Origin of the sequence: Thioclava sp., from assembly GCF_048263065.1 — a bacterium.
Classification (GTDB): Bacteria; Pseudomonadota; Alphaproteobacteria; order Rhodobacterales; family Rhodobacteraceae; genus Thioclava.
This window is the reverse complement of the sequence record NZ_JBLXEM010000026.1, coordinates 1-25,380: the sequence shown is the minus strand read 5'-3', so window position 1 is coordinate 25,380 and position 25,380 is coordinate 1. Positions and strand designations below refer to the sequence as shown.

Sequence of the window (25,380 nt, the reverse complement as noted above, 5' to 3'; positions counted from 1 at the left end):
ATTGGGTTTTGGCTCATTGCACCGCCAGCGCCTCGTCGAGCAGTTTCTGTCCATCCGGTGTCGATTTGACGAAAGCCGGATAGGAGCTCTCTTTCGCGATTTCGCGCCATTCGTCGAAATCCGCCTGCGACATCGTGGCGATCTTCACGCCGGCCTTCTCAAAAGCCTTGGTGGTTTCGGCGTCACCCAGCTTGGCCTGTTCCAGATACCAATTCTCGGCTTTGGAAGACGCATCGCTCAGTACCTTTTGCTGTTCCGGGGTCAGGTCGTCGAAAGTAGTCTTGTTGATCAGCAGCGGCTGATACATGAACCACAGCGCGGTATCACCGGCCGGGGTGTAGCACTTGAGCTGTTCGTAGAGACGGTAGCTCAGGAAGCTTTCCGAGGACGTGTTAGCGGCGTCGAGAACCCCGGTCTGCAGCGCCGAGTAGATTTCCGATGACGCCATCGACGAGATAGAAGCCCCGGCAGAAGCCAGCATAATCTCGAAGGATTTGCCCGCAGCGCGGATGCTCAGCCCTTTCACGTCGGCAGGCTTGGTGATGCAGTTCTGGGTGGACCCGAACCCACCAGCGAGGTAACCGTGGACCAGCGTCTTGACGTCGTCTTCATTCAGGATTTTCTCGATATCCGCCATGAAGGGCGAATGCGCCAGCCGGTTGCCGTGGTCGAGATTTTTGACCAGCCCGGGCATCAGGGTCAGGTTGTATTCCGGCCGCTGCCCACCCGCATAGCTGAGCGGTAATATCGTCATATCAAGTTGGCCGCGGCTGAGCGGCGTGTATTGCTCGCGAGCCTTGAATAGGGTCTGGTTCGGATAGATCTGGATGTCGAGGTCAACATTTGCGGCCTTGACGTCGTCGGCGATCATCTGCGCGACCTTGTTTCGGATATCCCCCTCGGAAAACTGATGCGACAGTTTCAATGTTTTGGCGTCGGCAGTGCCAGCGACAAGCATGGCAAAGACTCCCGCCGTTATCAGGCGTTTAATCATTTTATTCTCCTCCCTCGCCGGATCGTTGGATGTTCCCGGCGGGGTTATGGAAAACGAATGTTGTGCTCGCTGTCAATGATATTGTATACAATATACGTACAGTGGGATGCAGTTCGTTCGGGAGATAATATGGAGTCCAGCCGTGCAGAACAAATTGCCTCGCTTCTCGAGGAGCAGATACTGACCGGCCGATTCGCTCCGGGCGCGCGGCTCGACGAGGTTTCGCTTGCGGAGGAGCATCAGGTCTCCCGAACCCCAATTCGCGAAGCACTGCAACGACTGTTGCTTTCAGGGCTCGTCGAGCACGCGCCGCGCCGCGGTGTCTTCGTTCGTCAGGCGTCAGCTGTCGAAATCATGGAAATGTTTGAGGTCATGGCGGAACTCGAAGCCGCTTGCGGGAGGCTTTCGGCCATGCGCAGTAGTGAAGAAGCCGTCGAGCGTCTCCGTCACGTGAATGCCGGATGTCGCGAGGCGCTTAAGAACGGTGATGCTGATGTCTATTATGAAGAGAACGGTGCTTTTCATCACTTGATTTACGCGCAATCGGGCAACCGTTTCCTCGAAAATGAGGCCGCGCGGCTACACCGCAGACTGAAGCCCTACCGCCGGATGCAACTCCATCTCCGGGGGCGCATGCAGCAGTCGATGGATGAACATGACGGGATTGTTGATGCCATTGCGGCGGGCAAAGCAGAAGCGGCTGCGGAACTGTTGCGCGGCCATGTCGGAGTGCAGGGCGAGAAGTTTCATCATCTCTTGCAACAGTTACGGCTCGATAAGACTGGCTGACCGATAGGACGGCGTCCCGAGCGCTTAAATTGTACAACGAAGGCGTTTATTGCGTTGATTTACCCCTCATCGTGACCGAATCGCAATCTTTCCCGCGCCCCGATCACCTTGGCACGACGTCGGGTTTGGCTACGCGCGGCGCATCACCTGACCGAGCTCGCCACGTCGAGGGCTGCGGTGACGGGCAAACCCACAAGTGCTTGGGCAGCGTAAGCTAAGGCTCGGGCTCGACGGGTGTCCATAGCTGATCGCCGCTCAAGAGAGCGTGTGGCGCCAGGACCTCAATCGCGATGCACGTCGCGAGGGCGAGGTCGGCTTGCCAGACATTTCGGCCAAACGCCGAAATATGGTACGAGTTGGCCGTTGATCTCGCACTCGTCTTTGAAAGCCGCCGCCTCATACGAGAGCCTAATCAACGTCACCCGGGGGTGAACAACCTCTCGGGCAGACCGTATCTGTCGATCCAATTGTACCAATGTACGTCCGTTGGCCCAATGACATAGTCCACAACCTGAAAGCCGTTGCCCTGCCGACGCATCAGCACCATCACAAGGTTGCTCATCGCGTCATTGGCCCAATCATTGGCGTAGGGCGTGGAATACCAGTTCAGCTTTTTCCCGTTGGGTTGGAGCGGTTCTGCCATCAAGAAACACCAATCACCGTCGGTGCGCAGTTCTTTGACAAGGAAGATTATTCTCTGCCGCAATGGCCCCCGATTCAAGCGAGACAATCATCGCTGTGTAACCTCTTGTGTTATCTGCGACAACATTCACAACAGACCTAACCCCTTGAACTCAAAGAGGATAAAGGCGAATTGGTGGCGGATGCGAAGGCCGAGAAAACCACTTCATATTATTTTATTATATTGTAAATTCAATTACTTGCATTTTTTTCCATCAGGGCTGTGTAGCATATTTTCAGTTTCCTTAGGAAGTTTCGTGAAGGTTGGAACGGCCTCGGAGTGTGCCCACTTCAAAAAAGGCCTGTGCGGTAGCGCTGCCAAAGGACCCTCAAGTGGCAGCAGAGGTTTGTGCAGAACTATCGCCTGATCACAGCCCGACGCCTGCAGCGCCAGACCCAGCGTGTCGGTAGCGTTGCCCACTCCGACGTCAGAGGATCTCACCACCGTCGATCACCAGCGCGAGGCCGGTCACGAAACTGGAGCGAGACGAGGCGAGGTAGACGATGCCATCGGCTATTTCCTCGGCACTGGCCCATCGCCCCATCGGAATGGTCTGGGCGACGTAGCCTTCAAGCGCAGCGCGCCCGCCCATCTGCGTTTCAAAACCCGCGTTGAAGGGTGTGTCGACAAAGCCCGGGCAAAGCGCGTTGAAGCGGATATTCTCGGGGGCGTAATCGGCGGCCATCTGTTTGACCATAGCGACGGCGGCGTGTTTGGTGGTCGCATAGGAAATCATGCCCCTGTCAAACTGGCAGCCGGAATTTGACGCGGTGATGATGACCGAGCCTCCGCCCTGCGCACGCATCGGCGCAATCACGGCGCGCGACAGCACGAAATGGGCGCGAACGTTCAGCGCCCAAGCGGCATCCATCTGCGCGCCCGACACATCCTCCAGTTTGCCCGGAATCTGAATGCCCGCGTGGCTATGCAAAATGTCGATACGCCCGTGATCGCGCAGGATACGGGCGATTTCGGCCTCAATCGCGGCATCGTCGCGCACATCAAGCGCGCGGGCCTCGCCCTTGCCGCCCGCAGCCTGCACCAGCGCCAGCGTTTGGTCGGCCAGATTGGCGTTGAGATCACTGACGACGACAAAGGCGCCTTCACGGGCCATAGCCACTGCGCCTGCGCGCCCGATCCCTGAACCCGCTGCTGTCACCAGCGCGATACAATCCTTGAGCATTGATCTCTCCTGATTTGAATTAGCTGCGCGCACCGTGTCCACCCCGGCGCAGCAAAACCTGCGCGAGGATGAGGACACTGAGCGAGGCGACCATCACCAAGGTGCCAATCGCATTGATTTCGGGGGTGACGCCGCGCCGGATCGACGAGAAGACATAGATCGGCAGCGTGGTCTCCGACCCCGCGACGAAAAAGGCGATGATGAAATCATCAAAGCTAAAGGTGAAGGCCAGCAGGAAACCCGCCAAAATCGCCGGAGCAATTAGCGGCAGCGTGACCTGCCAGAAGGTGGCGAAAGGGTTGGCACCAAGGTCATTTGAAGCCTCGATCAGGGCCTTGTCAAAAGTCTCCATCCGACCGCGCACCAGCAAGATCACAAGCGACATGGTGAACAACCCATGCGCCCCCACCAGCGAGCCGGTGCCGAGGCTGAGTTTCCAGCCCATCGCGGCTTCAAGCCAGGGGTTAATCAGGTCAAACACCGTGACCAGCGCGATCAGCGTGGCGATGCCGATCACGATGCCCGGGATCATCACCGCGATCTGCACAAGCAGGTCGAAGACTTTGCGCAGGCGCCCCTGCATTCCGGTCAGCGCCAAGGCCGCCATGGTGCCAAAGACGGCGGCCAGAACCGCCGACATCAGTGCGACGCGCACCGATGTCCAGAGCGCCTCGGTGACGAAGGGGTTGTTCAGCGCCTTGCCATACCAAGCCAGCGAAAAGCCCTGCATCGAGGTAGCCGAGCGCCCTGCGGAAAAGGAAAACAGCGCGATGATACCAATCGGCAGGTAGAGGAACAGATAGACGGCGAAAGCATAAAGTCTCATGGAATCCTCACATCAGGCCGACGTCATCGCGCCCAGTTCCAAACCGGCGCAAGACGCGCGTATAAATCCCCACGACGATCAGCATAATCACCACCAGCGCCACCGCCACTGCAGAGCCAAAGGCCCAGTTGCGCGATTGCAGGAATAGGTCGACCAGCGCATTGCCCACGAAGAATACCTTGCCGCCGCCCAGTATCGAGGGGATCAGGAATTCGCCCATCAACAAGATAAACACCAGCATCGAGCCGGTCAGAACGCCGGGCATCGACAGCGGCAGGGTGATTTGCAAGAAGGCGCGCCAAGGCGAGGTGCCCAGATCGGCGGCGGCCTCGAGCAGGCGTTTGTCGAGCTTTTCTAGCGCCACGTAGATCGGAAATACCATCAGCGGCAGATAGCCATAGACGATGCCAACCAGCACCGCGAAGGGGGTGTTGATCAGGCGCACATCGTCCAGCCCGATGACCGCCAGAAGTGCGGGAATGCCCTTGCCACCTAGGAGAAAAATCCAAGCATAAGAGCGGATCAGGATCGAGGTCCAGAACGGCACGATCACCAGCACTAGCAGCAGGGTTTTCCAGCGCGGATCGGCCTTGATCGCCAAGAAATAGGCCAGCGGATAGGCGATCAGCAACGCCGCGATGGTGCCCACCGGTGCCAGCGTCAGAGTGTTGCGAAACGCGGCAAAGCGCGCGGGCAGGTTGGCATATTGATCGAGTGAAAAACCGGGGGCGTAACCGCCCACGGCAGAGCGATCTCCGAATGAGAAGATCAGGACGACGGCCAGTGGCAGCAGCAATAATGCTCCATACCAAAGCCCCGCAGGTGTTAGTAGCAGTGCGCGCGCCTTACTTTGCGACATGGCCATCGTCCTGTTCCTTTGTGCCTTAAGCCGATTTGAACCGGGCCATCAGCTCGGCACGGTTGGGATCGGTAAGGGTTACAGCAGCGCCAAACTCCAGCGCATTCAGGCTTTCGGCGGCTGGATAGAGGATCGGATCGTTCAGCAGCGCCTCGGGGAGCAGGGCGTTGACGCGTGCATCCGCGACCGGATAGCCATGCGCCAGCGCGTCCAGTTCGGCGACTTCGGGCTTGAGCAGGTAGTTGATCAGCGCGTAGGCAGCTTCGCGGTGGGGCGCATCTTTCGGGATCGCGTAATAATCCGACCAAATTTCGCCACCCTCTTTGCCCAAGGCAAAGTCGATTTCGGGCATGTCGGTGTGCATCTGCTTGCCATCGCCCGTCCAACACATCGTGAGCCAAGCATCGCCATTGCGCATCGCAGGCTGATAATCGGACGAAATCGCGAACAGATGCGGTTTTACGTCGATCAGAAGTTTCTCAGCTTCGGCCAGTTCAGCCGGGTCGATCGAATTGAAGCTGTGCCCGAAGTAGACCAGCGCATTGCCGATGGTGGTCAACTGATAGTCATGCACCATCACGCGCCCCGTCCACTGATCGCGCGCGCCATCGAAGAAAGCCTTCCAGCTGTTCACAACGCCGCCGGTCTTGTCGGAATTGAAGGCGATGCCCGTCGTGCCCCAGTTCTTCGGCACGGCATAAACCTTGCCGCCGATGGTGCCCGCTTCCGAGAAGCGCGGATCAAACGAGGCCGCGTCATAGTTGGGCAGTTTTGACAGGTCGAGCGGCTCGATTAGATCGGCATCGACATAGGTCGAGATCGCGTAGTTGGTGGGCACGAACACGTCCCAGCCCGAGCCACCTGCCTGAATTTTGGCCAACATTTCCTCGTTCGAGCCGAACACATTGACCTGCGTGTAAACGCCGGTTTCCTCGGCGAAGCGATCAAAGTTGGCCGGGTCGTGATAGTTCGGCCAAGTGGCCAGAACGGCGCGGTTGCCCAGTTCTTGGGCTTGGGCGCGGCGCGGCATCAGTCCCGGAATGGCGCTGCCCATCACGGCCATAGCCGTGCCTAGGCCGGTCACACCCAGAAAATGGCGTCGCGAAACAGAACCCTTTTCATAGCTGCGCAGTTCTTGGATGAATTTCTCGCGCGAGATCGGCAGGTTATCGTCTGTCATTGCAATCTTCCCTGATTGAACATGGTGGAGGAAAGTCTAGTCCTGAGCAGCCAGCACAAGACCCGAGCCGGCGGCCCAGTGGACATGGACAGTGCTGCCCACGTTATGCCCGCCCATGGCTCTTTCGGCCTGTCGCGAGACGTTAACCTGCAGCGCGCCGATCACCTCGGCGTGCAGCAGGTATTCAGTGTGATCGCCCAGAAAGGTGCGATGTGTTATGCGCGCGCTCAGCGCCGCGCCCCCCTCGGACGGGGCGGTGTCGAGGCGCGCTAGGTTCAGCACTTCGGGACGCACCGCTAGATCGACGGGGCCGGGCTGGGCGGTGACCTCGGCGCGCACCAAAACTTGGGTGCCATCGGCCAGCACAACCTGCGCCAGGCCATCGTGTTGTGACAACAGCGTACCGGTGACAATATTGGCCTTACCTACGAAATCAGCGACATAGCGGTTGGCAGGCCGATCATACAGGTCTTGCGGTGAGCCGACCTGCGCGATGCGCCCCTTGCCCATGATGCAAATCCGGTCGGACATGCTGAGTGCCTCTTCCTGATCATGTGTGACCAGCACAAAAGTAATGCCGAGGCTGCGTTGAAGATCCAGTAATTCGCGCTGCATTTCACCGCGCAGCTTGGCGTCGAGTGCCGCCATCGGCTCGTCCAGCAGCAGGATCTTGGGCTCGTTCACGATGGCGCGGGCTAAGGCGACGCGTTGTTGCTGCCCCCCGGACATTTCCCAGATGCGGCGTGGGCCGAAATCATGTAGCCGCACGGTGGCCAGCGCCTTGGCAACCTTGGCCGCGATATCGGGCTTCGATATGCGCGGGCGCAGTTGACGCAGCCCGTAACCGACATTTTGCGCCACCGTCATGTGCGGAAATAGCGCGTAGTGTTGAAACACCATATTCACGGGGCGTCGGTGCGCGGGAGTGTTGCCCACAGCTTGCCCGTCGATCATTACCTCACCATCGCTGGGGCTTTCAAAGCCCGCCAACATGCGCAGCGCGGTGGTCTTGCCGCACCCAGACGGCCCGAGGAAGGACAAAAACTCGCCGCGCCGGATGCGCAAGCTGATGCGGTCGGCTGCCAAGACCGAGCCAAAGCGCTTGGAAGTATTTACAAATTCGGCCACGGCATCTGCCGATTTTATAGTGTTAGATGATGATCCCAGTGCCGATGCGTGCTGTTCAGTCATGCTGCCCCTTGAGGTGGCAAAATCAGATTGCATGCTCATCCTCTTTTCTATTGCCCCAGCGGTCGTATGCCGTATCTTAAGATAACGCTAAGTAAATGCTGAATTACTGTATATACCCAAAAGAGCATAGATGACGAAAAAACTTCAGATGTCAGATTGGTTCACAGCGAGCGCCGAGGTGATGAAGGCGCTGGGGACGGACGCGTTCGCGCAGGTGATGACGGGAGCGATGCGCCGCGTCGTGCCGTTTGAGTTCACGGTGATTTTCGCCTATGCTCATGATAGCCGACCCCTTGATCTGTATGATGATTTTCCCGAATCCAAGCGGCGGATTATGGTCGATGACTATCAAGAAGGCCCCTACCTGCTGGATCCGTTGTATCAGCATTCGGCGGCCCCAACCGTATCGCGCGTGGTGCGGCTGCGCGATCTGGCACCGGACCGTTTTTATCAGGGTGAATATTTTCGCAATTATTATGTTCAGACAGGGCTCGCCGAAGAAGTGGGCTTTATCGTCGGAATCGATGAAAATGTAAGCGTTGTGATATCAGCAATGCGAGCCCATAAGGTGTTCTCCGCGCGCGAATTTCGTGACCTAGAAGGGATGTTTCCCTTTGTCGCCGCTGCCGCATATCGCCACTGGGCGGATCTGGGCACGCAATTTTCTGATCGCCTGCCCAGCAGTCCACCGCGCCTACCCCAACTGATTGAGCAAGCCTTTCAGAGCTTCGGGCGCAATCTTCTGACCCCGCGCGAAGCGGAAATCGTGGAATATGTGCTGAAAGGCCATTCCACCGAGGCCACCGGGACGGCGCTGGGAATTTCGCCGGGCACGGTGCGCATTCACCGGCGCAATATTTATGCCAAGCTGCGCGTCAGTTCGCAGGGAGAGCTGTTTTCCAGCTTCATCGCCTCGTTGGCGCATATGGATTAGCAACTGTGCCTATTCACGGGCTGTTTTAGACGTTTTGCAACTGGCTTGAGAACTGGATTGTAAAAAGCGGCGGCGAGGTCGGGGCGACCCGGCAGCCCTTTGCAATGAAACCGATTGCGAAAACCACGTGCGTGAAGAGCATGCTCCGCCATTGAACGTAAATCCAGCCGCGACCGGAGCCCGGTCAACGGCACAGAGATGCTTTCCTTGCCGCGCAACTAGGCCAAGACACTGCGGATTTTCTCTTCCACTGAATAGGTTTGGCGGGTCTTGCGGCGGATGTTCTTGACCAGCTTGTCAGCCGCGTCCTTTCAAGCCTCAGGTTTCTTCATCATCTCGATCTCATAATCAATAAGATGAACCAGAGATCCTCCGTTGTTCAAATCCTAAAATCAACCCCAAAGGCGCTAACGTCAGACACCGCGCTCACTTCACTTGAAAAGCCTTCCGACTGAAGCTTCCTGAGCGCAGTCATGGCAAAGGCGCACTGCTTGTCTGTCGGTATCTTGTTCGCGGTCGCGGCGCACGTTTGCAAAACGCCATTCTTTCGCGGAGATAGGAACTGGCATCGACCTCCCTCGTGACAAGTTTCGGATTCTAAATGTCTTTTATGGTGCAAATGTTATCGTGATCTCAATGGGATACAATGGGTTTATCCTAAACCCGACCCACCAAATGCCGGGGCTGAACACCTAGCCGTCTTGGTGACGTTTGACGCCGAACCGCCTCGCGTAGAATCGGGCACGGCCATTCGATATCTGCTCGCCACAGGTAAAGAAATCTTTCCATTTTCCCCTTAAAAACAAAAATGGTTTGTCATGACTGCACTTCCCCTCCTGCGGGATCGCCGTCGCGACCTCGCCTTGACCCAAGCAGCCGTGGCCAAAGCGGCGGGGATCAGTATCCCGACACTACGCAACCTCGAACAGGGCAAGGGTAGCATCGGGTCGCTGTCGCGCGCCCTGCCCTTCATGCAGCTCCGGTGGTCTTGGCTCCGTGACACGGATGCCGGGCAGGACCTTACGCGGCGTCGGCGGATGCGCGGTCTTAGCCAGCGCGCGCTGGCGGAAAAGGTCGGTTGCTCGCGGCGCATCTGCAGCGTGGCTACGCGGGCGACTGGAGCGTGTCGCGGCTCGGGTAAAGACGCGATCTGACGTGCGGCGGCTGTAACGGATGGTCGCTTGATGGGAAATTGATACCTCAATTTCAAACCGTTGACGGCGATCAATGAATTGGCGCTGAAACCTGCTAACCTTAAGGGAACCAAAGGGGGACGTTATGTCGAAAATGCTTATGATCGTTGTAATTGGGGTCGCGTTGGCGGGTTGTGATATGATGCCACAATCGGCGGGCGGTGACATGTCTGGTGCCAAGGCTGCAGCGGGCACGGCGACGAGCGCGGCTGACGCGTCGACGAGCCAAACGCATACAAATCAGCAAGACCAGAGCCACTCGAGAAATCAAGGCTCCAACTGAGAGTCAGAGATTTCGCCGCAATACGCCGAATTGATTACTGGCCCTGCTGGCGTTCCGCGCCAATAGGGCTGGCTTAATACTGATTAGGGCGTAACTGAGTGACATCGCTTAAGGTGGGTGAAATGGAGTCGCTGGTGCCTGTGCCGCGAGCATGGGATCTGTCGTTTCGACATTTTCTGCAGCGTCATCTGCACGGCCTTGATAATCGCGATGGCATAGCCAGCCGCGTAGTTAGCTCGATAATAAATGCAACACATATTGTCGAGCCAACGGAGCGCCTTCCCGACGTTAGGGGCACAAATAGGTAAAGCCCAATTTGTTTGTGCCACTTGGGAAAGCTGGTGCAGTAAATTCAGATGGCAGGCTCCACCTCGGCCCGTTCCAGCTGGCTCCGAGCGATTCTGCGCGCCGTCCTGAAAATGCCGTCCAGAAGCTCAAGCAACTCCACTTCGCGGACATAGCGATTGATGGCGCCATCAGAGCTCTTCAGTCGCTCGAACCGGGTCCGGCTTATGTAGCGCGACATCTCCACGACGTCGTGTTTCATACCCCGCACAGCCTCAGCCAGTTCGATGTCTTGCGTGAACACGGATCGCACCGCACCTTCAAGCGCCCGCGCGATCTGGGCGTGATAGTCGGTGATGCGCTTGGCGGTGTACGGGCTGATGCCCGCGTGCTCCTCCATCCGCTTGCGGGTCGAGGTGACGATGTCTTCAGCGACAACGTCCGCGATGTGCTCCAGATCGTTTGCAACGGTGACAAGTTGCATCAGATCGCGGGACTGCTCGTCTGAAAGGCGCGACCTTGATACCTCGCCCAGATATTCGAGAATGGCACGGTGAAGGTCGTCCACCGGTTTGTCCATCGCGCTGAGCGCCTCAAGCTGTGCCTTCGATCCCGAAAGACTGGCAGGCAGAGATTTATTCAGCATGTCGGTCACATGCTCGCCAAGTCGCCCGATCTCCCTGCGCACGTTCTCCAGAGCGAAGGTCGGCGTTGAGATCAGGGAGGCATCCAAATATTTCGGCGCGAGAACCAATTCTGTTGAAAGCGGGCGGTCCGGCACCAACCATTCGACAAAACGCGCGATCTGAGTCGTAAAGCCAATAAAAAGGAACGTGTTGGCGACATTGAAAATTGTGTGAGCGTTCGCGACCTGCCGCGGCACATCGCCTTGCGGCGAGATGTAGCGCGCGATTTCCGCCATCTGATCGATAAGCAGAATCCAGACCAGAACCCCCAACACGTTGAACAAGACATGAACGATTGCGGCCCTCACGGCCTCGCGCGGCTTGCCGATCGCGGCGAGGCCAGCCGTGGCGCATGTGCCAATGTTCGCGCCCATTGCCACCGCGATGGCCGTCTCGAGCGTCACTATCCCCTGCCCGGCCAGAACGATCACGATTCCGGTTGTCGCCGCCGAGGACTGAATGATTGCCGTGAATACCATCCCAGTCAGCACAGCCAGCAGGGGATTGCTAAGCGTTGCGATGAAATTGATAAACGCGGGCTCGGACCGGAGCGGAATCATCGCCTCGCTCATCACACCCATACCGTAGAACACCAGCCCAATGCCCAGCAGCATACGGCCATAGTCCTGCCGGTTTCGATTGCCGGGCAAGTATGAGACCAAAAACCCAAGCGTTATCATCGGCAACGCATAGCGCGTCACGTTGAACGCCAGAATCTGCGCCGTCATCGTGCTGCCGATATTCGCGCCCATGATGACACTGACGCTCTGCGCCATCGACATCAGCCCCGCTGAGATGAAGCCGACAAGAATGACCGTCGTTACCGAGGACGAGTTCACAAGGGCTGTCACCACAGCGCCCATGCCCGCCCCAAAGAACCGGTTGCTCGTCACCTTTCCGAGCAAATCCTTGAGCCTGTCCCCCGCCGCACGTTTCAGCCCATTTGTCAGCAGGTCCATTCCGAATAGAAACAGCGCAAGCCCGCCGAAAAGACCGGTGAACAGGGCGAACTTGTCGAGATCTAGCGTCACTGGTCACCGCCATTGCGCGCCTTGACGACCGTCACCGGGGCCACGACGACCTGCACCACGCGCTCGGCGACTGATCCTAGCATGACATGGGGCAAGCCGGTCCGTCCGCGGCTGCCAACCACCACAATTCCGGCTCCGATCTCATCAGCGACTTCGCAGATCCTGCCCGACGGCAGTCCATCCACAATCATCGTCTCGGCGCGCAGAAGACCTGCAGCTTCCGGGTTGCGCTCTCGCACAGCGGCTAGAAACTCGGTGAACATCTCCCTTGCGACCTCCTCCATTGGGCGCAACCACCCCACGCTTGGCTTGCGATAAAACCCGGGGCTCGACGCCGGATCATGAACGACATGCAGTACGATCAGCCGGGCGCCATCCCGTTCCGCCTGGGCGGCCGCCCAAAGCAGTGCCGCCTCGGAATCGCTCGAGAAATCGACCGCGCAAAGCACTGGCTGCGGCGTCTTCATGGCAGAAGTGCCCCGCGGATCATAAAGAAGATCATCGCCGACAGCACCGCAGCCGCCGGAACCGTGATCAACCATGCCGCCGCGATCCGAAGAAGAAGCGTGCGCTTGACCAGTTCGATCCGCTGGATTTTCTGCAATCCCTTGCGTTCGGCTTTGTAAAGTGCGCCCGCCGTCCCGCCCGACTTAAGCTTGCGCAGCATGTCGCCCTTGTCCTGGACGCTCGCTGCCTCGAACCGCGCGAGAAACGCGTCGACCGACTCGCCGTCGCCGTCGTGATGATGCTCGCGGATGTCTTCTATCATGCGGGAATAGCTAACCTTGAGGTATTCCCGCAGAAAACCCACGCCGAAAACGCCACCCACAGCGATATGGGTCGAACTGACTGGCAGCCCAAGTTGCGATGCGATGATCACGGTGATTGCCGCCGCCAAAGCCACGCAGAACGCGCGCGCCTTGTCGAGTTCGGTGATTTCCGATCCGACCGTCTTGATCAACTTGGGTCCATAAAGCGCAAGACCAAGTGCAATGCCCGCCGCCCCCACAAGCATGACCCACAGCGGAATCGGCGCTTTGCCGGCGATGTCGCCATGCATGATCGCCTCGCTGATGCCCGCCAGCGGGCCTACGGCATTGGCCACGTCATTTGCTCCGTGCGCGAAACTCAGCAGTGCCGCAGCGAAGATCAGCGGAACAGTGAAGAGCGTGTTAACACCCTCCTTGTCGTTCGTAAGTCCGGGCGCGACGCGCGCGACGTATTTTCGCATCCATACCCAGACGATCGCCGCGACTATCAGGCCGACGATACTGGCCGTCAAAAAGCTGACCGGGAAAACCTTTTTAAGGCCCTTGAGCATCAGATAGGTTGTGAAGGCCCACGCCATCACGCCGATCAGGATCGGGGCCATCCGTTGTGCGGCAGCAAGAAGATCCGACTGATAGGTGATGGTCCGCTTGATAAGATAGAGAAACGATGCAGCGATGATGCCGCCCAGAACTGGCGAGATCACCCAAGAGGCCGCTATTTTCCCGACAACTCCCCAGTCTGCAATACCCCAGCCGCCGGCCGCGACGCCTGCACCCAGAACGCCACCGACGATCGAATGCGTCGTCGACACCGGCGCCCCAATTGCAGTGGCGAAATTCAGCCACAGAGCGGCGGCAAGCAGCCCGGCCATCATCAGCCATATGAACGTTTCCGTATCGCCGATCATCGCTGGATCGATAATGCCGCTCTTGATCGTCCCAACGACGTCGCCGCCCGCAATCAGGGCACCCGACGCCTCGAACACCGCCGCGATAATGATCGCGCCAACGAGGGTAATGGCGTGCGAACCAACGGCTGGGCCAACGTTGTTGGCCACGTCGTTCGCTCCGATGTTGAGCGCCATGTAACCGCCGATCATCGCAGCCATCACCAGCAGAGTCCCGCTCGGACCGTCAGGCCCGCGTGCCATCGCAAAAAGCATGATGAGGACGATAAAAATCACCGCCGTGCCAAGCCGGAAAAGCTCGCCGCGATTGACCAGAAGGCCCTCCTCAACCTTTCGTACGTTCCATGCGTTTTTGTTCATTCCGTTTCCCCAGACTAATAATCACGAGCGTCGACGTCCGCCCGGATCATGGCAAGTCGATCATAGTTACCCAGCGATTGTATCATGCCTCCGCATTCAAAAGCCCTGATCTGGAACAATGCCGTTAGATCAGATGCGCCAACTCGCAACGCTGACATCCGTCGGCCTCCCGAAATCCAAATCTCGTGTCAAGCACCGCCACCGGGGCGTCAGACTTCACCAATGCAAAAGCTAGGCGATCAGTCCGGCTAACCATCGACAGCGTAAGGCCGCCTACGTCATCGCCGCAGCGAACGGCGGGGAGCGGACCTTCGCTGCGGATGCAAGCCAGTCATACGGTGAATTTGGAAGCTGACATTCAGATGACCTTGAAAACGGGTTTTGTGCTGCAGTATCGAAAGGCAGTTCTTGAGCTCTTAGTTTTCAATGCTGCGGCCATTAGGAATGTCTGCTGACGGGCCAAGTCGAACCAGAATGCTCTTCTTATTCTAGCGCGCATTGTTCGCGTCTCGTGTTTCTGCCCTGGGCATTGGCACCCCCCGCGTTCCGATCAGGCCAGCCGCAACTGTCGACGTTGCAGATTGTAGTTGAGCCGATAGGCCTCCAATGCAATCAGCGGCCCGAATTGCACGAGGGCTGCAGTAATGCCGCCCCATTCATGAAGCGCGGCCCAATGCACGAGGGTTAGAACCGCTGCGCCATAGACAAATCGCTGCAAAGTTTTCCACCGCGTCCCAAGCGCGCGCACCCAGCCATCCGTCGAAGTCACCGCCAAGGGCACGAAGATGAGAAAGGCAAGCCAGCCGGTCCAGATGTAAAGCTTGGAAATTTCGCCGCCAGTGAAGGCGACGGCACCTTCGTCGATGAGATACAGGATGGTATGGGCTAGGGCATAGCCAAAGGCCGCAACGCCAAGATAGCGCCGCCGCTTCATCAACCAACGCGGCCAGCGCGCCCCTTTGAACAGCATCATTAGCGGCGTGATCATCATCGAGACAATCATGAAGCGCGCCGCGAATTCGCCTGTCGGGTGCAAGACCTGAGCGACGGCTTTGGGATCCCCTGACGTAAGGCCGATCATCATCGGAATGGCCGGCAAACTGAGGATGGCCCAAAACGTGTAGGGGGAGTTCAGGAAGGATTTGACTGATGACATGATCGGGGCTCCGTTGGACTTTGTGCTTGAACGCCTCATAGCGGTGTTCCCGTCACCCTTGAGCGACCAAAGTGCCGAAATAATCTTCCCAGCTTTGATGCGGTCTGCCCGTCACTGCTGCGAAATCACTGGGGGCGTCAAAGATGCCAAGGCGAATGCCCTCGTATATGCCGCCAATGATCGGACCCAAGAATGTGCCCAGTTCGGCGGTGCGATCTGCAATGAACGCCTCCGGCGTCATCTCGCGATAGCGCAGCGACGAGCCAAATGCGCCATTGAGATAGTCGGCAAGCTGGCTTTGGGTGATCGGCGTGCCGTTTAGGTTAACGGTCTTGCCGTTATGGTCATCGCGGGTCAGAAGACGCGCATAAGCATGGGCCAGTTCAGACCGGGTTGTGTATCCGCATTTGCCCGTGCCAGCGCTGTTGGCGATCTCACCTTTGGCCTTGTAGCTGTCGATATAGTCCACGTCCGGTTCGATATAGATGCCGTTGCGCCCGATGGCATACTCAAGCCCGCTCGCGCGCACATCCGCTTCGGTCTGGCGGTTGCTTTGCACGACCGGGGAAAAGGCCGTGCCTTCCTCGAGGCCTTGGATGCTGGTGTAGACGATCTTGCGCACACTGGCCGATTTCGCGGCCACGATCACGTTGCGATGCTGCTGAATACGCGCATCTGGGGCGTCCATGCCGGACACAAGAAGTAAGGTATCGACGCCAGCTAACGAGGCTCGCAACTGATCGGGCTGGTTGTAATCACCGGCGCGCAACTCGATCCCAAGGTCTTGCGCGTTCTTCGGTGTCCGGGCAAGCCCGATCACGGGTTCCCCATTCGGAAGAGCGATGAGTTTGCGTGCGATCTCGCGGCCAAGGTGCCCCGCTACGGCGGTTACTGCGATTGTCATGGTCTTCTCCAGGTGTTGGTATGGGTCAAATCTGCGTTTGCGATTGCCGCCGCGTGGATTTCAACGAGGCAAAAGCGCGCCGGAGTTTGATCGCGAGACGCAGGGCCCAGCCGGGCACTTTAGGCATCCAGTCGCCGATCGCAGCCTTGTAGGTCGGGCGCTTTTCCTGTCGCTTGGCCCATGCCACGATGGCAGGATAGGGCTTGAAGTCGAAGCCGAGCGTGCCAAGCACCACATATTGCGGCAGCCATGCGATATCGGCGATACTTTGCGCGTTGCCGACCAGATAGGCATGATCCTTGAGGCGAAGCTCCATCTTGTGAAACGCATCGGCGATCATCTGGCGCGCCGTTTCGATGTCTTGCGCGCTAAACCCGTCCAGCGATTTCTGATGGAATGCGACAAGCTCCTTGTCGGGCTGAATTTCGCTATAGCGCTGCATGTCCGAGCGCTTTTTGGTTGCCCCAAGAGAGCTGCCATAGACCCAAGTCTTGATTGCCTTGATATGCAGGGAGACGGCCAAATCGAACCACCCATTTGCCTCTGCCGCGAGAGTCGGGTCCGCAGGCACAAGCGCCGGTTCGGGAAACTTTTCTTCCAGATAGGCCAGGATATCGTTTGATTCCGTCACTGGAACGCCATCATGCACGATCGCAGGAACCAGCCCCTTGGGGTTGATCGCCATATACCAGGGCTGGATGTTTTCCTGCGCGCCAAGATCGACCTCATGCGAGATCCATTTCAGGCCCTTCTCCTCAAGCGCCAAGCGCACGCGCATAGAGCAATTGGACATGCCCGCATGATACAGATGGATCCCTTTGAGGGACGTGATTTCGGGGACGTCGGTGGAAAGGACGGGCATGGGACTGCTCCTGTTCAACATGGTTTGGCGCGCTCACCTGAGCGTGTCGTTTGTTCGACCTAGTCGGCTTGCGGGATGGTTGCGGGGACTGCGTGCCACTCGATCTTCGGATTTTCGCGGAATGCGAACCGTTCAAGGTGGCTTGCGATCACGCGGCAGGTCTTGGTGATATCCGCTTGGGTGTCTGCGCTCACCGTCAGATCCAAATTTTCTGGATCGGCGGCTAAGGCACAAGAGCCGAACGGGAACTTGATCAGGCCCGCTTGGGCATCAAACTGCACGTCAATCTTATGCGCGAAATGCTTGCAAAGCTGCTGCAAGTAACTGCTGGCGCGTTCGGTGGTGATCTTTGCGTTGCTTGTGAACATGGCTGTCTTCCTTCTGCTGGGCCTAGAAATAGACAGCGATCAGCTTTTTGATTATCCCTTGTTGTTAGAAATCATTCTTACAGGAATTAGAAAGATGATTGACGACTATCGCAGCCTCGCGGTCTTTGTCGCGATTGCCGATACGGGCAGTTTAAGCGCGGCGGGGCGGCGGCTTAAGCTTTCAACCTCGGTCATCAGCCACCATCTTTCCCGACTGGAAGAGCGCCAAGGCGTCACGCTGTTCTTCCGCTCCACCCGGTCGATGTCTCTCACCCCCGAGGGGCAAATCGCGTTAGACCCCGCCCGTCGCATGGTTGCAGCGGGCGAAGAAGCGCTGGATGCGATCCATGCGGGCAACGAAGAACCCGTCGGCGCGCTGCACATCGCGATGCCTGCCTTTGGCGAGCAAAGCAGACTTCACCACGCGCTTTGGGATTTTGCCAAGCTCCATCCGATGGTCGCGATCTCGCTTCATTGCAGCGACACCCCGACCGATCTGGTGAAAGAAGGGTTCGACTTGGCGATCCGTCTTGGAACGTTGCGCAGCAGCAGCCTGAAAAGTCGCCGCATCGCGGATTTCAAACGCCTGCTGGTGGCCTCTCCTGACTACTTGGCGGGGCGTGCGCCCATTGTGACCCCTCAGGACCTGGCCGAGACTGATTTCATCGCAGTCACCCAAATTCCGCCTGTAATGACGCTGGAACGCGCGGATCAGTCCATCACCGTTGAGCCCATAAACATGCGCGTCGAGGTCAACACGGTGAACGCAGCAAAGGCGGCTGTTCTGGCCGGGCTTGGCCTCTGGCATTTGCCCCTTGGCGAGATCGAGCAAGAGATCGCCACGGGGCGGCTGATCCATGTCCTGCCCGACTGGAGCCTGCCGGTATTGGGTATCTATGCCGTCTGGCCAGACATCGGCCCGCAAAAGGCCCTGACCCGCCGTCTGATCGACTACTTTGTTGAACATCGCTCAGAGTTGATGCTTTGAATGCGCCTTCAAAGCGCGCTCTGAATCTGCGCGTTAATCGCTTCGACAACCTGCGCAACCTTGCCCGGATCAGCAGCATCAGGATGCGGTGATGCAAACCGTCCGCTGTCATTGTCAAAATAGCGGCCTGACGCTGTGGCGAACGCATCCGAAAGCGCGACGCGGGACAGAATATCTACGCCGATATTGAGGTCATTACCGGCTGTCCCGAACCCCTCGCGCACCATTTTCGTCGCAAGGAGAGAGCCGGGGTTCACCGCGACAGAGACAGGACCGTCCCCATGCCGTTCAGCGAAATCCTGGCTCCATATCGTCAGGGCTAGCTTGCTTTGCGCATAGGCGTTCATGTCCTTCAGGCGCCGCTTACCCATCATTGCCTCCAAATCGACAGGGGCCTGCGCCGCAGACGACAGATGCACCAGCCGCCCGTCTTTGGGCACAATCGCAAGCAGAAGACCCGACAGCAGCGCCGGGGCAAACGTGTTCACCACAAAGCGCACGTCCAACCCCTCAGGGGTTAGGGGCTGGGCGGTCTTGAAAACGCCCGCATTGTTGATCACAACATCGATCCGCTCCTGCGTCTCATTGAGGTGGCGCGCCATTTTCGCTACCTGCGCCAGATCCGACATATCGGCCCGAATGCTCGATACATCCACGCCAAGCGATTGCGTCAAAGCGGTCAGTTTCTCCGCATTGCGACCATGCACGATTAAGCGATGGCCTTCTTTGGCAAGTGCCAAAGCCGTGGCACGGCCAAGCCCGTCCGTCGCGCCGGTGATGAGGATGGTCTTTGTCATAGATGTATTCCTTAGCTGAAGGCAGGCAAAACATGCTTGGCCAAATGGCCGAGCGTGGTGTTTATCGGGGCGGTGCTAAAGCGCAGATTCAGCGCCACATGGTTCACGCCGATCTGCTCCAGATGCTGCAGATAGCGCGTCAAATGACGATGGCCGGAGCGAAATCCAAGGTGGATCGGGCTTGGATCCTCATCAGGATCATCGGCCAGATCGATGTAAAGCGGTTGCAGAACGGGCTTTGGCGGTTGCCCGAGGGCGCAAAGCTGGTCGCGCCAGTCCTGCAAAACGCGATCCTGCGCGATGCCGGGGCGTGGATAGGTCATCCAGCCGTCGCCATTTTGCGCAATCCAGTCCGGCGACTGACGACTTGATCCGGTCACCAGAAGCGCAATCTTCGATCCGGCCGGTTTTGGCAACATATCAAGGGGCGCACCGACCGATCCAAAGCGATTCTCAACACGCGGCACAGCCACCCCCATGGCGCGAATGTAATCAAAAGCCTCGCGGAAGGCCGCCCCGCGTGCCTCAAAATCGTGGTTCATCGCAGGGTATTCTTCGGGCCTGTCGCCGGATGCAACACCAAGGATCAAGCGCCCTCCTGAAAGCACATCGGCTGTCGCCGCCGCCTTTGCCACATGCGCAGGATGGCGCAGCGGCAGAACGATGCTGGCAACCCCAAGCGCAATGTCTGAGGTCTGCGCGGCCAGATACCCCAGATAGGTAAACGGATCGAAAAGCTGACCTGCATCCCCAAAGCTCGGCACGTTGAACGGCACGTCGCGCAACCAGATTGCTTTGAAGCCCAATTCTTCAGCGCGCTTCACCCGGTCGAGATGCCCGCTCATATCGGGCACCGGGCTGGTGCCATACTGGGCGATCGGCACGACCAGACCTAGGCTCAACCGACCGTTCTGAAACGTCGCATCAAAGCCGCGATTGATCTGCTCAAAGGGGGTATCGGTCTCGTCGCGCATCTTGCGTTCCTTGTGGCGTGCATCGCCCCGCCACAAGGTGAGGCGATGCTAAAGTTCTGGTTAATCGGACAGCCCCGGAAGAACCTGCTTGCCGATCACGCGGCCGCTTTCTTGCCGCTTGTGCGCCTCAGTCAGGGTCTCCACCGTCAGCGCATCGGCCCATTCGGTGACGGTCGATTGCAAGGTCCCGGCGTCGATCAACTCGGACACGCGGTTGAGCAGATCACGCTGTGCAGTGATGTCGGTAGTGTTGAACATCGAACGGGTGAACATGAACTCCCACGAGATCGTCAGCGCCTTGGGTTTCGCAACAGAAATATCAAGGTTTTGAGGATCGTCGATCAAGGCGATATGCCCACGCGGCGCGATCAATTCGACAATCGCGGGCCAATGTTGATCGGTGGCCGTCAAACCCGCGACGTAGGTCGGCGTCAGACCCAGATCCTTGAGTTGCGCGGTCAAATCCCCGCGGTGGTCGATCACGTGATCAGCCCCCATCTTGCGCACCCAGCCTTCGGTTTCAGGGCGAGAGGCGGTCGCGATGACAGTCAAGTTGGTGAGGGATTTGGCAAGCTGGATCAGAATAGAGCCGACACCGCCCGCGCCGCCGATGACCAGCAAGCTTTGCCCCTTGCCGCCCTTTTCCGCGACCTTAAAACTGTCGAACAACATTTCCCAAGCGGTGATCGAGGTCAGAGGAAGTCCCGCACTTTCGGTGAAATCAAGCGTCGACGGCTTCTTGCCCACGATACGTTCATCAACCGCGTGAAACGCAGCGTTCGTTCCAGCGCGCGTCACGTCGCCTGCGTAAAACACGTCATCGCCGACCGTATAACCCGTTACGTCAGAGCCGACCTCGACCACCGTTCCTGCGGCGTCAAAACCCAAAATCGCGACCGCGCCTTCGGGCGCGCGGACTTCGCGTAGCTTAACGTCTACGGGGTTCATAGAAATGCCTTTGACCGCAACCAATAGGTCGCGCGCGCCAACCTGCGGCTTGGGCATGTCCACCATTTGCAGCACGCCACTGCCATCAATTGGGCCAGCTTGGGCGTAACCGATTGCTTTCATTTTCTGCTCCTGTGTTCACTGTCAGGCGTAGAAGTAACGTCATGGATAATTATATAAAGCCCACATATTCTGTTTCAGAATTCCTGTTTTCGATATAATTAGAGGGTATGGATACCGATACCCTTCGCCTCTTTGTTGCCGCCGCTGATCGGCTGAACATCACCACCGCCGGGAGGGGGCTTGGCATTTCGCCCGCGATGGCGAGCAACCGGTTGGCGAAACTTGAAAAAGAGCTGGGCGTCGAGTTGTTACACAGAACAACGCGTAAGGTCTCGCTCAGTCAGGATGGCGAAGCGTTTCTGCCCTATGCCTGCGAAATTCTTGCTCAGGCCGATGCGGGTCGCGCGGCTTTGGGCGATGACACGCTCAACCCAACCGGGATTTTGCGATTTGCAGCCCCCAGCAGCTTTGCCCAGCTTCATATCATTCCTCTGTTGCCTGAATTTCAACAAATCTATCCTGATATCACTCTGGATCTGCGTCTGTCTGATACGCGGGCCGATATTATCGAGGGGAGTTTCGACCTTGTCTTGCGCAATGCTCCCCTGCAAGACAGCAGCCTGCGCGGCCGAAAACTTGCAAATGATACGCGCGTGTTCTGCGCATCTCCAGCCTATCTGGATCAGTTCGGCATGCCTGAAACCCTCGAAGAATTAGGCGAGCATCGGTTCTTGGCTTGGAATGGATTTGCCCCCCGCGAGATCATACATGAAGATGGCCAAACGGCCCTACTCGACCCCGCAGCAATGACCTGCCGCACAATTTTGGATGACGGCACATCGCAACGTCTCGCGACGCTCTCGGGTATGGGCATCTCCATAAACTCACTTTGGAGCGTCGCCCATGATTTCGCCGCGGGTAGACTGGTTCACATCCTTCCTGAGTGGCGCCTGAACGATCAGTCCGTCCTTTGGCTCCTCTATCCAAAGTCCAATGTGCTTACCCCGAAAGTCAGGTGTTTCATGGACTTTCTGCTCGATAGGCTGCCTGAAAGAGACCGTATGGGCGAAATGCCCAAAGAATAGAGTGCCGCCTATTTCAAAAGGCGTCGTTCGAAATATTCAAAGCAACGTCGCAAACGTCCCGCGTAGCCGCCCTCGGGTCATCAAAATTTCTGCGTTACCTGTCAAAGAGCCGGTTGGGCGATACTACGTCGCGGCGCCACCGGATCCAGCGAAGGGCAGCAACGGGCCTGAAGCGCAATTCTTCAGTCTCGACCCGGCGTCAAACTAGACAGAGCAATCGAAAACAGTGTCCATGGAGGGCGAAGGAGACCAACGTGACCAAACCAAGTAAGGCTGAAATCGTAGACCTCGTGAGCGATCGCGCAAGAAATCGGATAAAGGGCAGTGTGCGGCTAGAGATGCCGGGCACTGCGACGCTCTTTGTGGACGAAACTGGAGCAATTGAGAGCGATCAGGCCGCCGACATAACTCTGACGGCGGACGCTAGCGTGTTTTACGACATAGCAATGGGAGTAAAGAACCCCGCAAAGGCATTTATGATGCGCCAGCTAAAAGTTGACGGGAATCCTATGAAAGCGCTCAAAATTGGAGAAATCCTGAGCACGACGGACTAGGTTTCTTGACCGAATACGACCCGGTTTCATCGCAGGTTTGATGTATTCCTCAAGCGAGACGAGGTGTTGCTGGGAAACGCGCTAATGCTCGGGCGATAAAACCGCCGCGAATTGCAGCACGGTCAGCGGCACCGAGTTCAAATCATTTTGGATCATGCGCGAGCTGCGAATGTCCGTTTGGGCGGGCCGCACCGCGACGGGCACTCGGCAGGATGAATAACTGCAAAGGGCCGTCCATGAAGACGGCCCGTAGTCTCAGGTTTCAATGGCTTCGGCGATAGCAAGTGCGTCTTCAAGCTCGACGCCCAAATATCTGACCGTGCTGTCCATCTTGGTATGGCCCAGCAGGAGTTGAACCGCGCGCAGGTTGCCGGTCTTCTTGTAGATCTGGGTGACCTTGGTCCGGCGCATAGAATGCGTGCCGTATGCGCTCGCCTCCAGCCCGATTGAGATCACCCAATCCCTGACGATGCGTGCACATTGCCGGGTCGAGATGTGAAGTCGTTCGTGGAAACGCCCAGGCCATAAACATTCTGATCCGACCATCAAGGGGTCTTGCATCCATTTGTCCAATGACGCCCGCGTGCCATCCGAGATTTCGAACCGCACTGGCTTCTGCGTCTTGCTTTGCAAGACCGAGGCACGTTCCTTGATCAGGCCGGAAGCCATGACATCTACGACCTTCAGTTTGACCAGATCGCACCCGCGCAGCTTGCTGTCGATAGCCAAGTTGAAGAGCGCCAAGTCGCGATGGTTCTCGGCCAGTTCAAGCCGAACCCTGATCGCCCAAACATGCTTGGGTTTCAGAGGCCGCTTCTGGCCCACGATGCGCGACTTTCGCCTGTGGCGCGGCGCGCGGTTCTGGCGGTGGCGGCGGTTGGACTTTTGCTGCTGCCAATCGGGGATTTCGGGCAGCGTGACCACCTGTTCACAATCCTATTCTTACCGTTCCTGGTGATGAACCTGCTCTCCAAACCTGCGCCCGGACCCGTACGTGCTGGGGTCGCCGTTTGGGCAACATTCGGCATTGCTCTCAAGCATTACTTCCTGCTGCTGCCGCTCGCGATCCTTCTCTACCAAATGGTTACAGCGCGCAGTCTGCGGCCTGCGTTTAAGGTGGAATACCTTGTGATGGCGGCCATGCTGGCGCTCTACGTCGCGGCTTCGGTGATCCTGCATCCGGCTTATTTCGACAGCGTCGTGCCGCTTACGATGCAGGTCTACGGTGCCTTTGATGCGCCATTTTTTTTCACCCTGTCCCGCGCACGTCTTCTGGTCCTCGTGCTCTTGGTCGCTCTGGCGCTACTTTTTTTGAATAAGACGCGGTCCCAGTCGAACGCATTTGTGGTGCTGACCGGTGCTGCGGCCATCGGGATATTTCTGATCCAATCCAAAGGCTGGAATTATCACCGGATCCCCGCCAATTTGTGTGTGGTGATGGCTGTGACATGGACCGGGATAACATTGTCACAAACGCGTGCAAAATGGTGGCCAACCGTCATCGCCGCCATATCGGTAATACTCCTTCTGGTTCCGGCATTGCGCCACGGACCGTACCAAAGCCCCTTCGCCGAAGCCGTCAAACCCTATTTCACTTGCGCACCGGGCGAGCGCAGTTTTCAGATCTTTAGTTCAACCGTATCCACGGGCTTTCCGTTGGCAAACGAAGCTAAGGCCACCCCGGCCAACCGCGCCCCCACCCTCTGGCTTTTTCCTGGGGCAAGTTACCGGCTGAGACTCACCCAAGATCCGGCAAAGCAGGCAATCTATCGCGCAATCCTGACCGATGCGCGGGCGCGGGTGCTCAAGGTTTTTTTCCGCACCGCGCCACAGCTGGTGATCGTCGACGAAAGCCCGCAAAAGCAGTATTTTAGGGGGGCGCCCTTCGATTACCTCGCCTATTTCAGCGAAAATGAAGAATTCGCGAGGGCTTGGCGCAGCTACACGCTCAAAGGTCATGTGGGAAGCTTTGCTATCTATGCCCGGGAGGGATGCGACCTGCCGGAGTGGTAAGGCGCGCGTCGCTCCGTGGCATCGTAACTCTCGCCACCGAAATATTGAAATTAGCACTTGCGAAGGTAAAGAAGCAGGACCACTTTTCGCCGGAAAGTCCCTGATGTAATGCGACGCATGAACTACACCAAGCCGAGAGAAGGGCAGATAAGGAAACCAGCGCGTGCGCCGATGCCATTTAGGGACTTGATGACGGCAGAAACACTGTCACATGAACCCTGGATTCCTCCGTCGGGTTTTGACGGCAGCCAGCGGTCCTTTTGATTCTTCACAAGCTCGGCCCAGCGATCAGAGCCGTTTTGTTGGCCTTTTCTTCAGCTACTACTTATCCGCCTCTGCCTGACATAGTTTGGCGGGAGTCGCCGACAGCGCTGGTCGAAAAGCATGCGTAATTGGGCTGACCCTGCACTTCGGTCGAGCTCCCGATAGGATCGCAGCATAGCTGTGACCAAGGGAGACAGAAGATGGAATATTTTGTTGGATTAGATGTGTCGCTGCGGTCGTGTGCGATGTG

The 25,380-nt window shown here is 57.7% G+C and carries 25 protein-coding genes; 7 read left to right on the top strand and 18 right to left on the bottom strand.

From position 1 onward, the window contains the following. Positions 1–13: 13 nt before the first annotated feature. Entirely contained in the window at positions 14–994 is a 981-nt protein-coding gene (gene dctP / locus ACN0SD_RS17605; protein ID WP_417809525.1) for a TRAP transporter substrate-binding protein DctP, read from the bottom strand. Positions 995–1,123: 129 nt separating this feature from the next. Between dctP and ACN0SD_RS17600 the strand changes: the two genes are divergently transcribed. After that, entirely contained in the window at positions 1,124–1,783 is a 660-nt protein-coding gene (locus ACN0SD_RS17600; protein WP_417809524.1) for a GntR family transcriptional regulator, read from the top strand. 418 nt (positions 1,784–2,201) lie between these two features. On the opposite strand, the gene ACN0SD_RS17595 is transcribed toward ACN0SD_RS17600, so the two are convergent. The 6 genes from ACN0SD_RS17595 to ACN0SD_RS17570 form a co-directional block, all read right to left on the bottom strand. Next, complete coding sequence (locus ACN0SD_RS17595) at positions 2,202–2,426, bottom strand: hypothetical protein (protein WP_417809523.1); 225 nt, start codon at positions 2,424–2,426, stop codon at positions 2,202–2,204. A 466-nt stretch (positions 2,427–2,892) separates the two neighbouring features. Continuing rightward, positions 2,893–3,648, bottom strand: a complete 756-nt coding sequence (locus ACN0SD_RS17590; RefSeq protein ID WP_417809522.1) for an SDR family NAD(P)-dependent oxidoreductase — start codon at positions 3,646–3,648, stop codon at positions 2,893–2,895. Positions 3,649–3,667: 19 nt separating this feature from the next. After that, on the bottom strand, positions 3,668–4,474 hold the full coding sequence (locus tag ACN0SD_RS17585; RefSeq protein ID WP_417809521.1) for an ABC transporter permease: 807 nt from the start codon (positions 4,472–4,474) through the stop codon (positions 3,668–3,670). Positions 4,475–4,481: 7 nt separating this feature from the next. Continuing rightward, positions 4,482–5,339, bottom strand: a complete 858-nt coding sequence (locus ACN0SD_RS17580) for an ABC transporter permease (RefSeq protein ID WP_417809520.1) — start codon at positions 5,337–5,339, stop codon at positions 4,482–4,484. A 19-nt stretch (positions 5,340–5,358) separates the two neighbouring features. Continuing rightward, on the bottom strand, positions 5,359–6,513 hold the full coding sequence (locus ACN0SD_RS17575) for an ABC transporter substrate-binding protein (protein WP_417809519.1): 1,155 nt from the start codon (positions 6,511–6,513) through the stop codon (positions 5,359–5,361). A 36-nt stretch (positions 6,514–6,549) separates the two neighbouring features. Continuing rightward, positions 6,550–7,704 carry an ABC transporter ATP-binding protein gene (locus ACN0SD_RS17570; protein ID WP_417809532.1) on the bottom strand — a complete coding sequence of 385 codons (1,155 nt, stop codon included), beginning with the start codon at positions 7,702–7,704 and terminating at the stop codon, positions 6,550–6,552. A gap of 130 nt (positions 7,705–7,834) precedes the next feature. On the opposite strand from ACN0SD_RS17570, the gene ACN0SD_RS17565 reads away from it, so the two are divergent. Both ACN0SD_RS17565 and ACN0SD_RS17560 read left to right on the top strand, forming a co-directional pair. After that, a complete protein-coding gene (locus ACN0SD_RS17565) occupies positions 7,835–8,638 on the top strand; it encodes a response regulator transcription factor (protein ID WP_417809518.1) in 804 nt (267 codons plus the stop codon). Between the two features lie 818 nt (positions 8,639–9,456). Continuing rightward, entirely contained in the window at positions 9,457–9,792 is a 336-nt protein-coding gene (locus ACN0SD_RS17560) for a helix-turn-helix domain-containing protein (RefSeq protein WP_417809517.1), read from the top strand. A gap of 674 nt (positions 9,793–10,466) precedes the next feature. On the opposite strand, the gene ACN0SD_RS17555 is transcribed toward ACN0SD_RS17560, so the two are convergent. The 7 genes from ACN0SD_RS17555 to ACN0SD_RS17525 all read right to left on the bottom strand — a co-directional run bounded on the left by ACN0SD_RS17555 (position 10,467) and on the right by ACN0SD_RS17525 (position 17,444). Continuing rightward, positions 10,467–12,116, bottom strand: coding sequence for a Na/Pi cotransporter family protein (locus ACN0SD_RS17555; RefSeq protein ID WP_417809516.1), 1,650 nt, complete (start codon positions 12,114–12,116; stop codon positions 10,467–10,469). Continuing rightward, entirely contained in the window at positions 12,113–12,583 is a 471-nt protein-coding gene (locus tag ACN0SD_RS17550; protein ID WP_417809515.1) for a universal stress protein, read from the bottom strand. The genes ACN0SD_RS17555 and ACN0SD_RS17550 overlap by 4 nt, the downstream gene beginning before the upstream one ends. After that, positions 12,580–13,995: an inorganic phosphate transporter gene (locus ACN0SD_RS17545; RefSeq protein WP_417809514.1), complete on the bottom strand. Its 1,416-nt coding sequence runs from the start codon at positions 13,993–13,995 to the stop codon at positions 12,580–12,582. The genes ACN0SD_RS17550 and ACN0SD_RS17545 overlap by 4 nt, the downstream gene beginning before the upstream one ends. Before the next feature lie 709 nt (positions 13,996–14,704). Beyond that, positions 14,705–15,310 carry a sulfite oxidase heme-binding subunit YedZ gene (locus ACN0SD_RS17540; protein ID WP_417809513.1) on the bottom strand — a complete coding sequence of 202 codons (606 nt, stop codon included), beginning with the start codon at positions 15,308–15,310 and terminating at the stop codon, positions 14,705–14,707. Positions 15,311–15,362: 52 nt separating this feature from the next. Continuing rightward, entirely contained in the window at positions 15,363–16,214 is an 852-nt protein-coding gene (locus tag ACN0SD_RS17535) for an NAD(P)H-binding protein (protein ID WP_417809512.1), read from the bottom strand. A 25-nt stretch (positions 16,215–16,239) separates the two neighbouring features. After that, positions 16,240–17,076, bottom strand: a complete 837-nt coding sequence (locus tag ACN0SD_RS17530; RefSeq protein ID WP_417809511.1) for a glutathione S-transferase family protein — start codon at positions 17,074–17,076, stop codon at positions 16,240–16,242. A 59-nt stretch (positions 17,077–17,135) separates the two neighbouring features. Continuing rightward, positions 17,136–17,444 (bottom strand): DUF2218 domain-containing protein, encoded by a 309-nt coding sequence (locus ACN0SD_RS17525; RefSeq protein WP_417809510.1) that lies wholly within the window; start codon positions 17,442–17,444, stop codon positions 17,136–17,138. Positions 17,445–17,538: 94 nt separating this feature from the next. Between ACN0SD_RS17525 and ACN0SD_RS17520 the strand changes: the two genes are divergently transcribed. Continuing rightward, positions 17,539–18,432 (top strand): LysR family transcriptional regulator, encoded by an 894-nt coding sequence (locus ACN0SD_RS17520; protein WP_417809509.1) that lies wholly within the window; start codon positions 17,539–17,541, stop codon positions 18,430–18,432. Between the two features lie 8 nt (positions 18,433–18,440). Here the strand turns inward: ACN0SD_RS17520 and ACN0SD_RS17515 are convergent, their stop codons facing one another. From ACN0SD_RS17515 to ACN0SD_RS17505, 3 genes are read right to left on the bottom strand one after another with little or no spacing between them, the layout of a single operon-like run. Beyond that, positions 18,441–19,229 carry an SDR family NAD(P)-dependent oxidoreductase gene (locus ACN0SD_RS17515; RefSeq protein WP_417809508.1) on the bottom strand — a complete coding sequence of 263 codons (789 nt, stop codon included), beginning with the start codon at positions 19,227–19,229 and terminating at the stop codon, positions 18,441–18,443. A gap of 11 nt (positions 19,230–19,240) precedes the next feature. Further along, a complete protein-coding gene (locus tag ACN0SD_RS17510) occupies positions 19,241–20,203 on the bottom strand; it encodes an LLM class oxidoreductase (RefSeq protein ID WP_417809507.1) in 963 nt (320 codons plus the stop codon). A gap of 60 nt (positions 20,204–20,263) precedes the next feature. Beyond that, positions 20,264–21,274: a zinc-binding alcohol dehydrogenase family protein gene (locus ACN0SD_RS17505; protein ID WP_417809506.1), complete on the bottom strand. Its 1,011-nt coding sequence runs from the start codon at positions 21,272–21,274 to the stop codon at positions 20,264–20,266. 107 nt (positions 21,275–21,381) lie between these two features. On the opposite strand from ACN0SD_RS17505, the gene ACN0SD_RS17500 reads away from it, so the two are divergent. Both ACN0SD_RS17500 and ACN0SD_RS17495 read left to right on the top strand, forming a co-directional pair. Further along, positions 21,382–22,299: a LysR family transcriptional regulator gene (locus ACN0SD_RS17500; protein ID WP_417809505.1), complete on the top strand. Its 918-nt coding sequence runs from the start codon at positions 21,382–21,384 to the stop codon at positions 22,297–22,299. Positions 22,300–22,553: 254 nt separating this feature from the next. Beyond that, positions 22,554–22,853, top strand: a complete 300-nt coding sequence (locus ACN0SD_RS17495; RefSeq protein WP_417809504.1) for an SCP2 sterol-binding domain-containing protein — start codon at positions 22,554–22,556, stop codon at positions 22,851–22,853. 255 nt (positions 22,854–23,108) lie between these two features. Here the strand turns inward: ACN0SD_RS17495 and ACN0SD_RS17490 are convergent, their stop codons facing one another. Further along, positions 23,109–23,660, bottom strand: coding sequence for a tyrosine-type recombinase/integrase (locus ACN0SD_RS17490; protein WP_417809531.1), 552 nt, complete (start codon positions 23,658–23,660; stop codon positions 23,109–23,111). Positions 23,661–23,738: 78 nt separating this feature from the next. Between ACN0SD_RS17490 and ACN0SD_RS17485 the strand changes: the two genes are divergently transcribed. Continuing rightward, on the top strand, positions 23,739–24,866 hold the full coding sequence (locus ACN0SD_RS17485) for a hypothetical protein (protein ID WP_417809503.1): 1,128 nt from the start codon (positions 23,739–23,741) through the stop codon (positions 24,864–24,866). The last annotated feature ends 514 nt before the right edge of the window (positions 24,867–25,380 follow it).

What these genes read in the sequence shown, in the direction of transcription:
- ACN0SD_RS17550 (WP_417809515.1), bottom strand. Translation starts at nt 12,583, where the DNA reads ATGAAGACGCCGCAGCCAGTGCTTTGCGCGGTCGATTTCTCGAGCGAT.
- ACN0SD_RS17585 (WP_417809521.1), bottom strand. Translation starts at nt 4,474, where the DNA reads ATGAGACTTTATGCTTTCGCCGTCTATCTGTTCCTCTACCTGCCGATT.
- ACN0SD_RS17600 (WP_417809524.1), top strand. Translation starts at nt 1,124, where the DNA reads ATGGAGTCCAGCCGTGCAGAACAAATTGCCTCGCTTCTCGAGGAGCAG.
- ACN0SD_RS17540 (WP_417809513.1), bottom strand. Translation starts at nt 15,310, where the DNA reads ATGTCATCAGTCAAATCCTTCCTGAACTCCCCCTACACGTTTTGGGCC.
- ACN0SD_RS17520 (WP_417809509.1), top strand. Translation starts at nt 17,539, where the DNA reads ATGATTGACGACTATCGCAGCCTCGCGGTCTTTGTCGCGATTGCCGAT.
- ACN0SD_RS17595 (WP_417809523.1), bottom strand. Translation starts at nt 2,426, where the DNA reads ATGGCAGAACCGCTCCAACCCAACGGGAAAAAGCTGAACTGGTATTCC.
- ACN0SD_RS17535 (WP_417809512.1), bottom strand. Translation starts at nt 16,214, where the DNA reads ATGACAATCGCAGTAACCGCCGTAGCGGGGCACCTTGGCCGCGAGATC.
- ACN0SD_RS17580 (WP_417809520.1), bottom strand. Translation starts at nt 5,339, where the DNA reads ATGGCCATGTCGCAAAGTAAGGCGCGCGCACTGCTACTAACACCTGCG.
- dctP (WP_417809525.1), bottom strand. Translation starts at nt 994, where the DNA reads ATGATTAAACGCCTGATAACGGCGGGAGTCTTTGCCATGCTTGTCGCT.
- ACN0SD_RS17530 (WP_417809511.1), bottom strand. Translation starts at nt 17,076, where the DNA reads ATGCCCGTCCTTTCCACCGACGTCCCCGAAATCACGTCCCTCAAAGGG.
- ACN0SD_RS17560 (WP_417809517.1), top strand. Translation starts at nt 9,457, where the DNA reads ATGACTGCACTTCCCCTCCTGCGGGATCGCCGTCGCGACCTCGCCTTG.
- ACN0SD_RS17525 (WP_417809510.1), bottom strand. Translation starts at nt 17,444, where the DNA reads ATGTTCACAAGCAACGCAAAGATCACCACCGAACGCGCCAGCAGTTAC.
- ACN0SD_RS17570 (WP_417809532.1), bottom strand. Translation starts at nt 7,704, where the DNA reads ATGACTGAACAGCACGCATCGGCACTGGGATCATCATCTAACACTATA.
- ACN0SD_RS17590 (WP_417809522.1), bottom strand. Translation starts at nt 3,648, where the DNA reads ATGCTCAAGGATTGTATCGCGCTGGTGACAGCAGCGGGTTCAGGGATC.
- ACN0SD_RS17545 (WP_417809514.1), bottom strand. Translation starts at nt 13,995, where the DNA reads ATGGCTGCGATGATCGGCGGTTACATGGCGCTCAACATCGGAGCGAAC.
- ACN0SD_RS17565 (WP_417809518.1), top strand. Translation starts at nt 7,835, where the DNA reads ATGACGAAAAAACTTCAGATGTCAGATTGGTTCACAGCGAGCGCCGAG.
- ACN0SD_RS17510 (WP_417809507.1), bottom strand. Translation starts at nt 20,203, where the DNA reads ATGCGCGACGAGACCGATACCCCCTTTGAGCAGATCAATCGCGGCTTT.
- ACN0SD_RS17505 (WP_417809506.1), bottom strand. Translation starts at nt 21,274, where the DNA reads ATGAAAGCAATCGGTTACGCCCAAGCTGGCCCAATTGATGGCAGTGGC.
- ACN0SD_RS17500 (WP_417809505.1), top strand. Translation starts at nt 21,382, where the DNA reads ATGGATACCGATACCCTTCGCCTCTTTGTTGCCGCCGCTGATCGGCTG.
- ACN0SD_RS17575 (WP_417809519.1), bottom strand. Translation starts at nt 6,513, where the DNA reads ATGACAGACGATAACCTGCCGATCTCGCGCGAGAAATTCATCCAAGAA.
- ACN0SD_RS17515 (WP_417809508.1), bottom strand. Translation starts at nt 19,229, where the DNA reads ATGACAAAGACCATCCTCATCACCGGCGCGACGGACGGGCTTGGCCGT.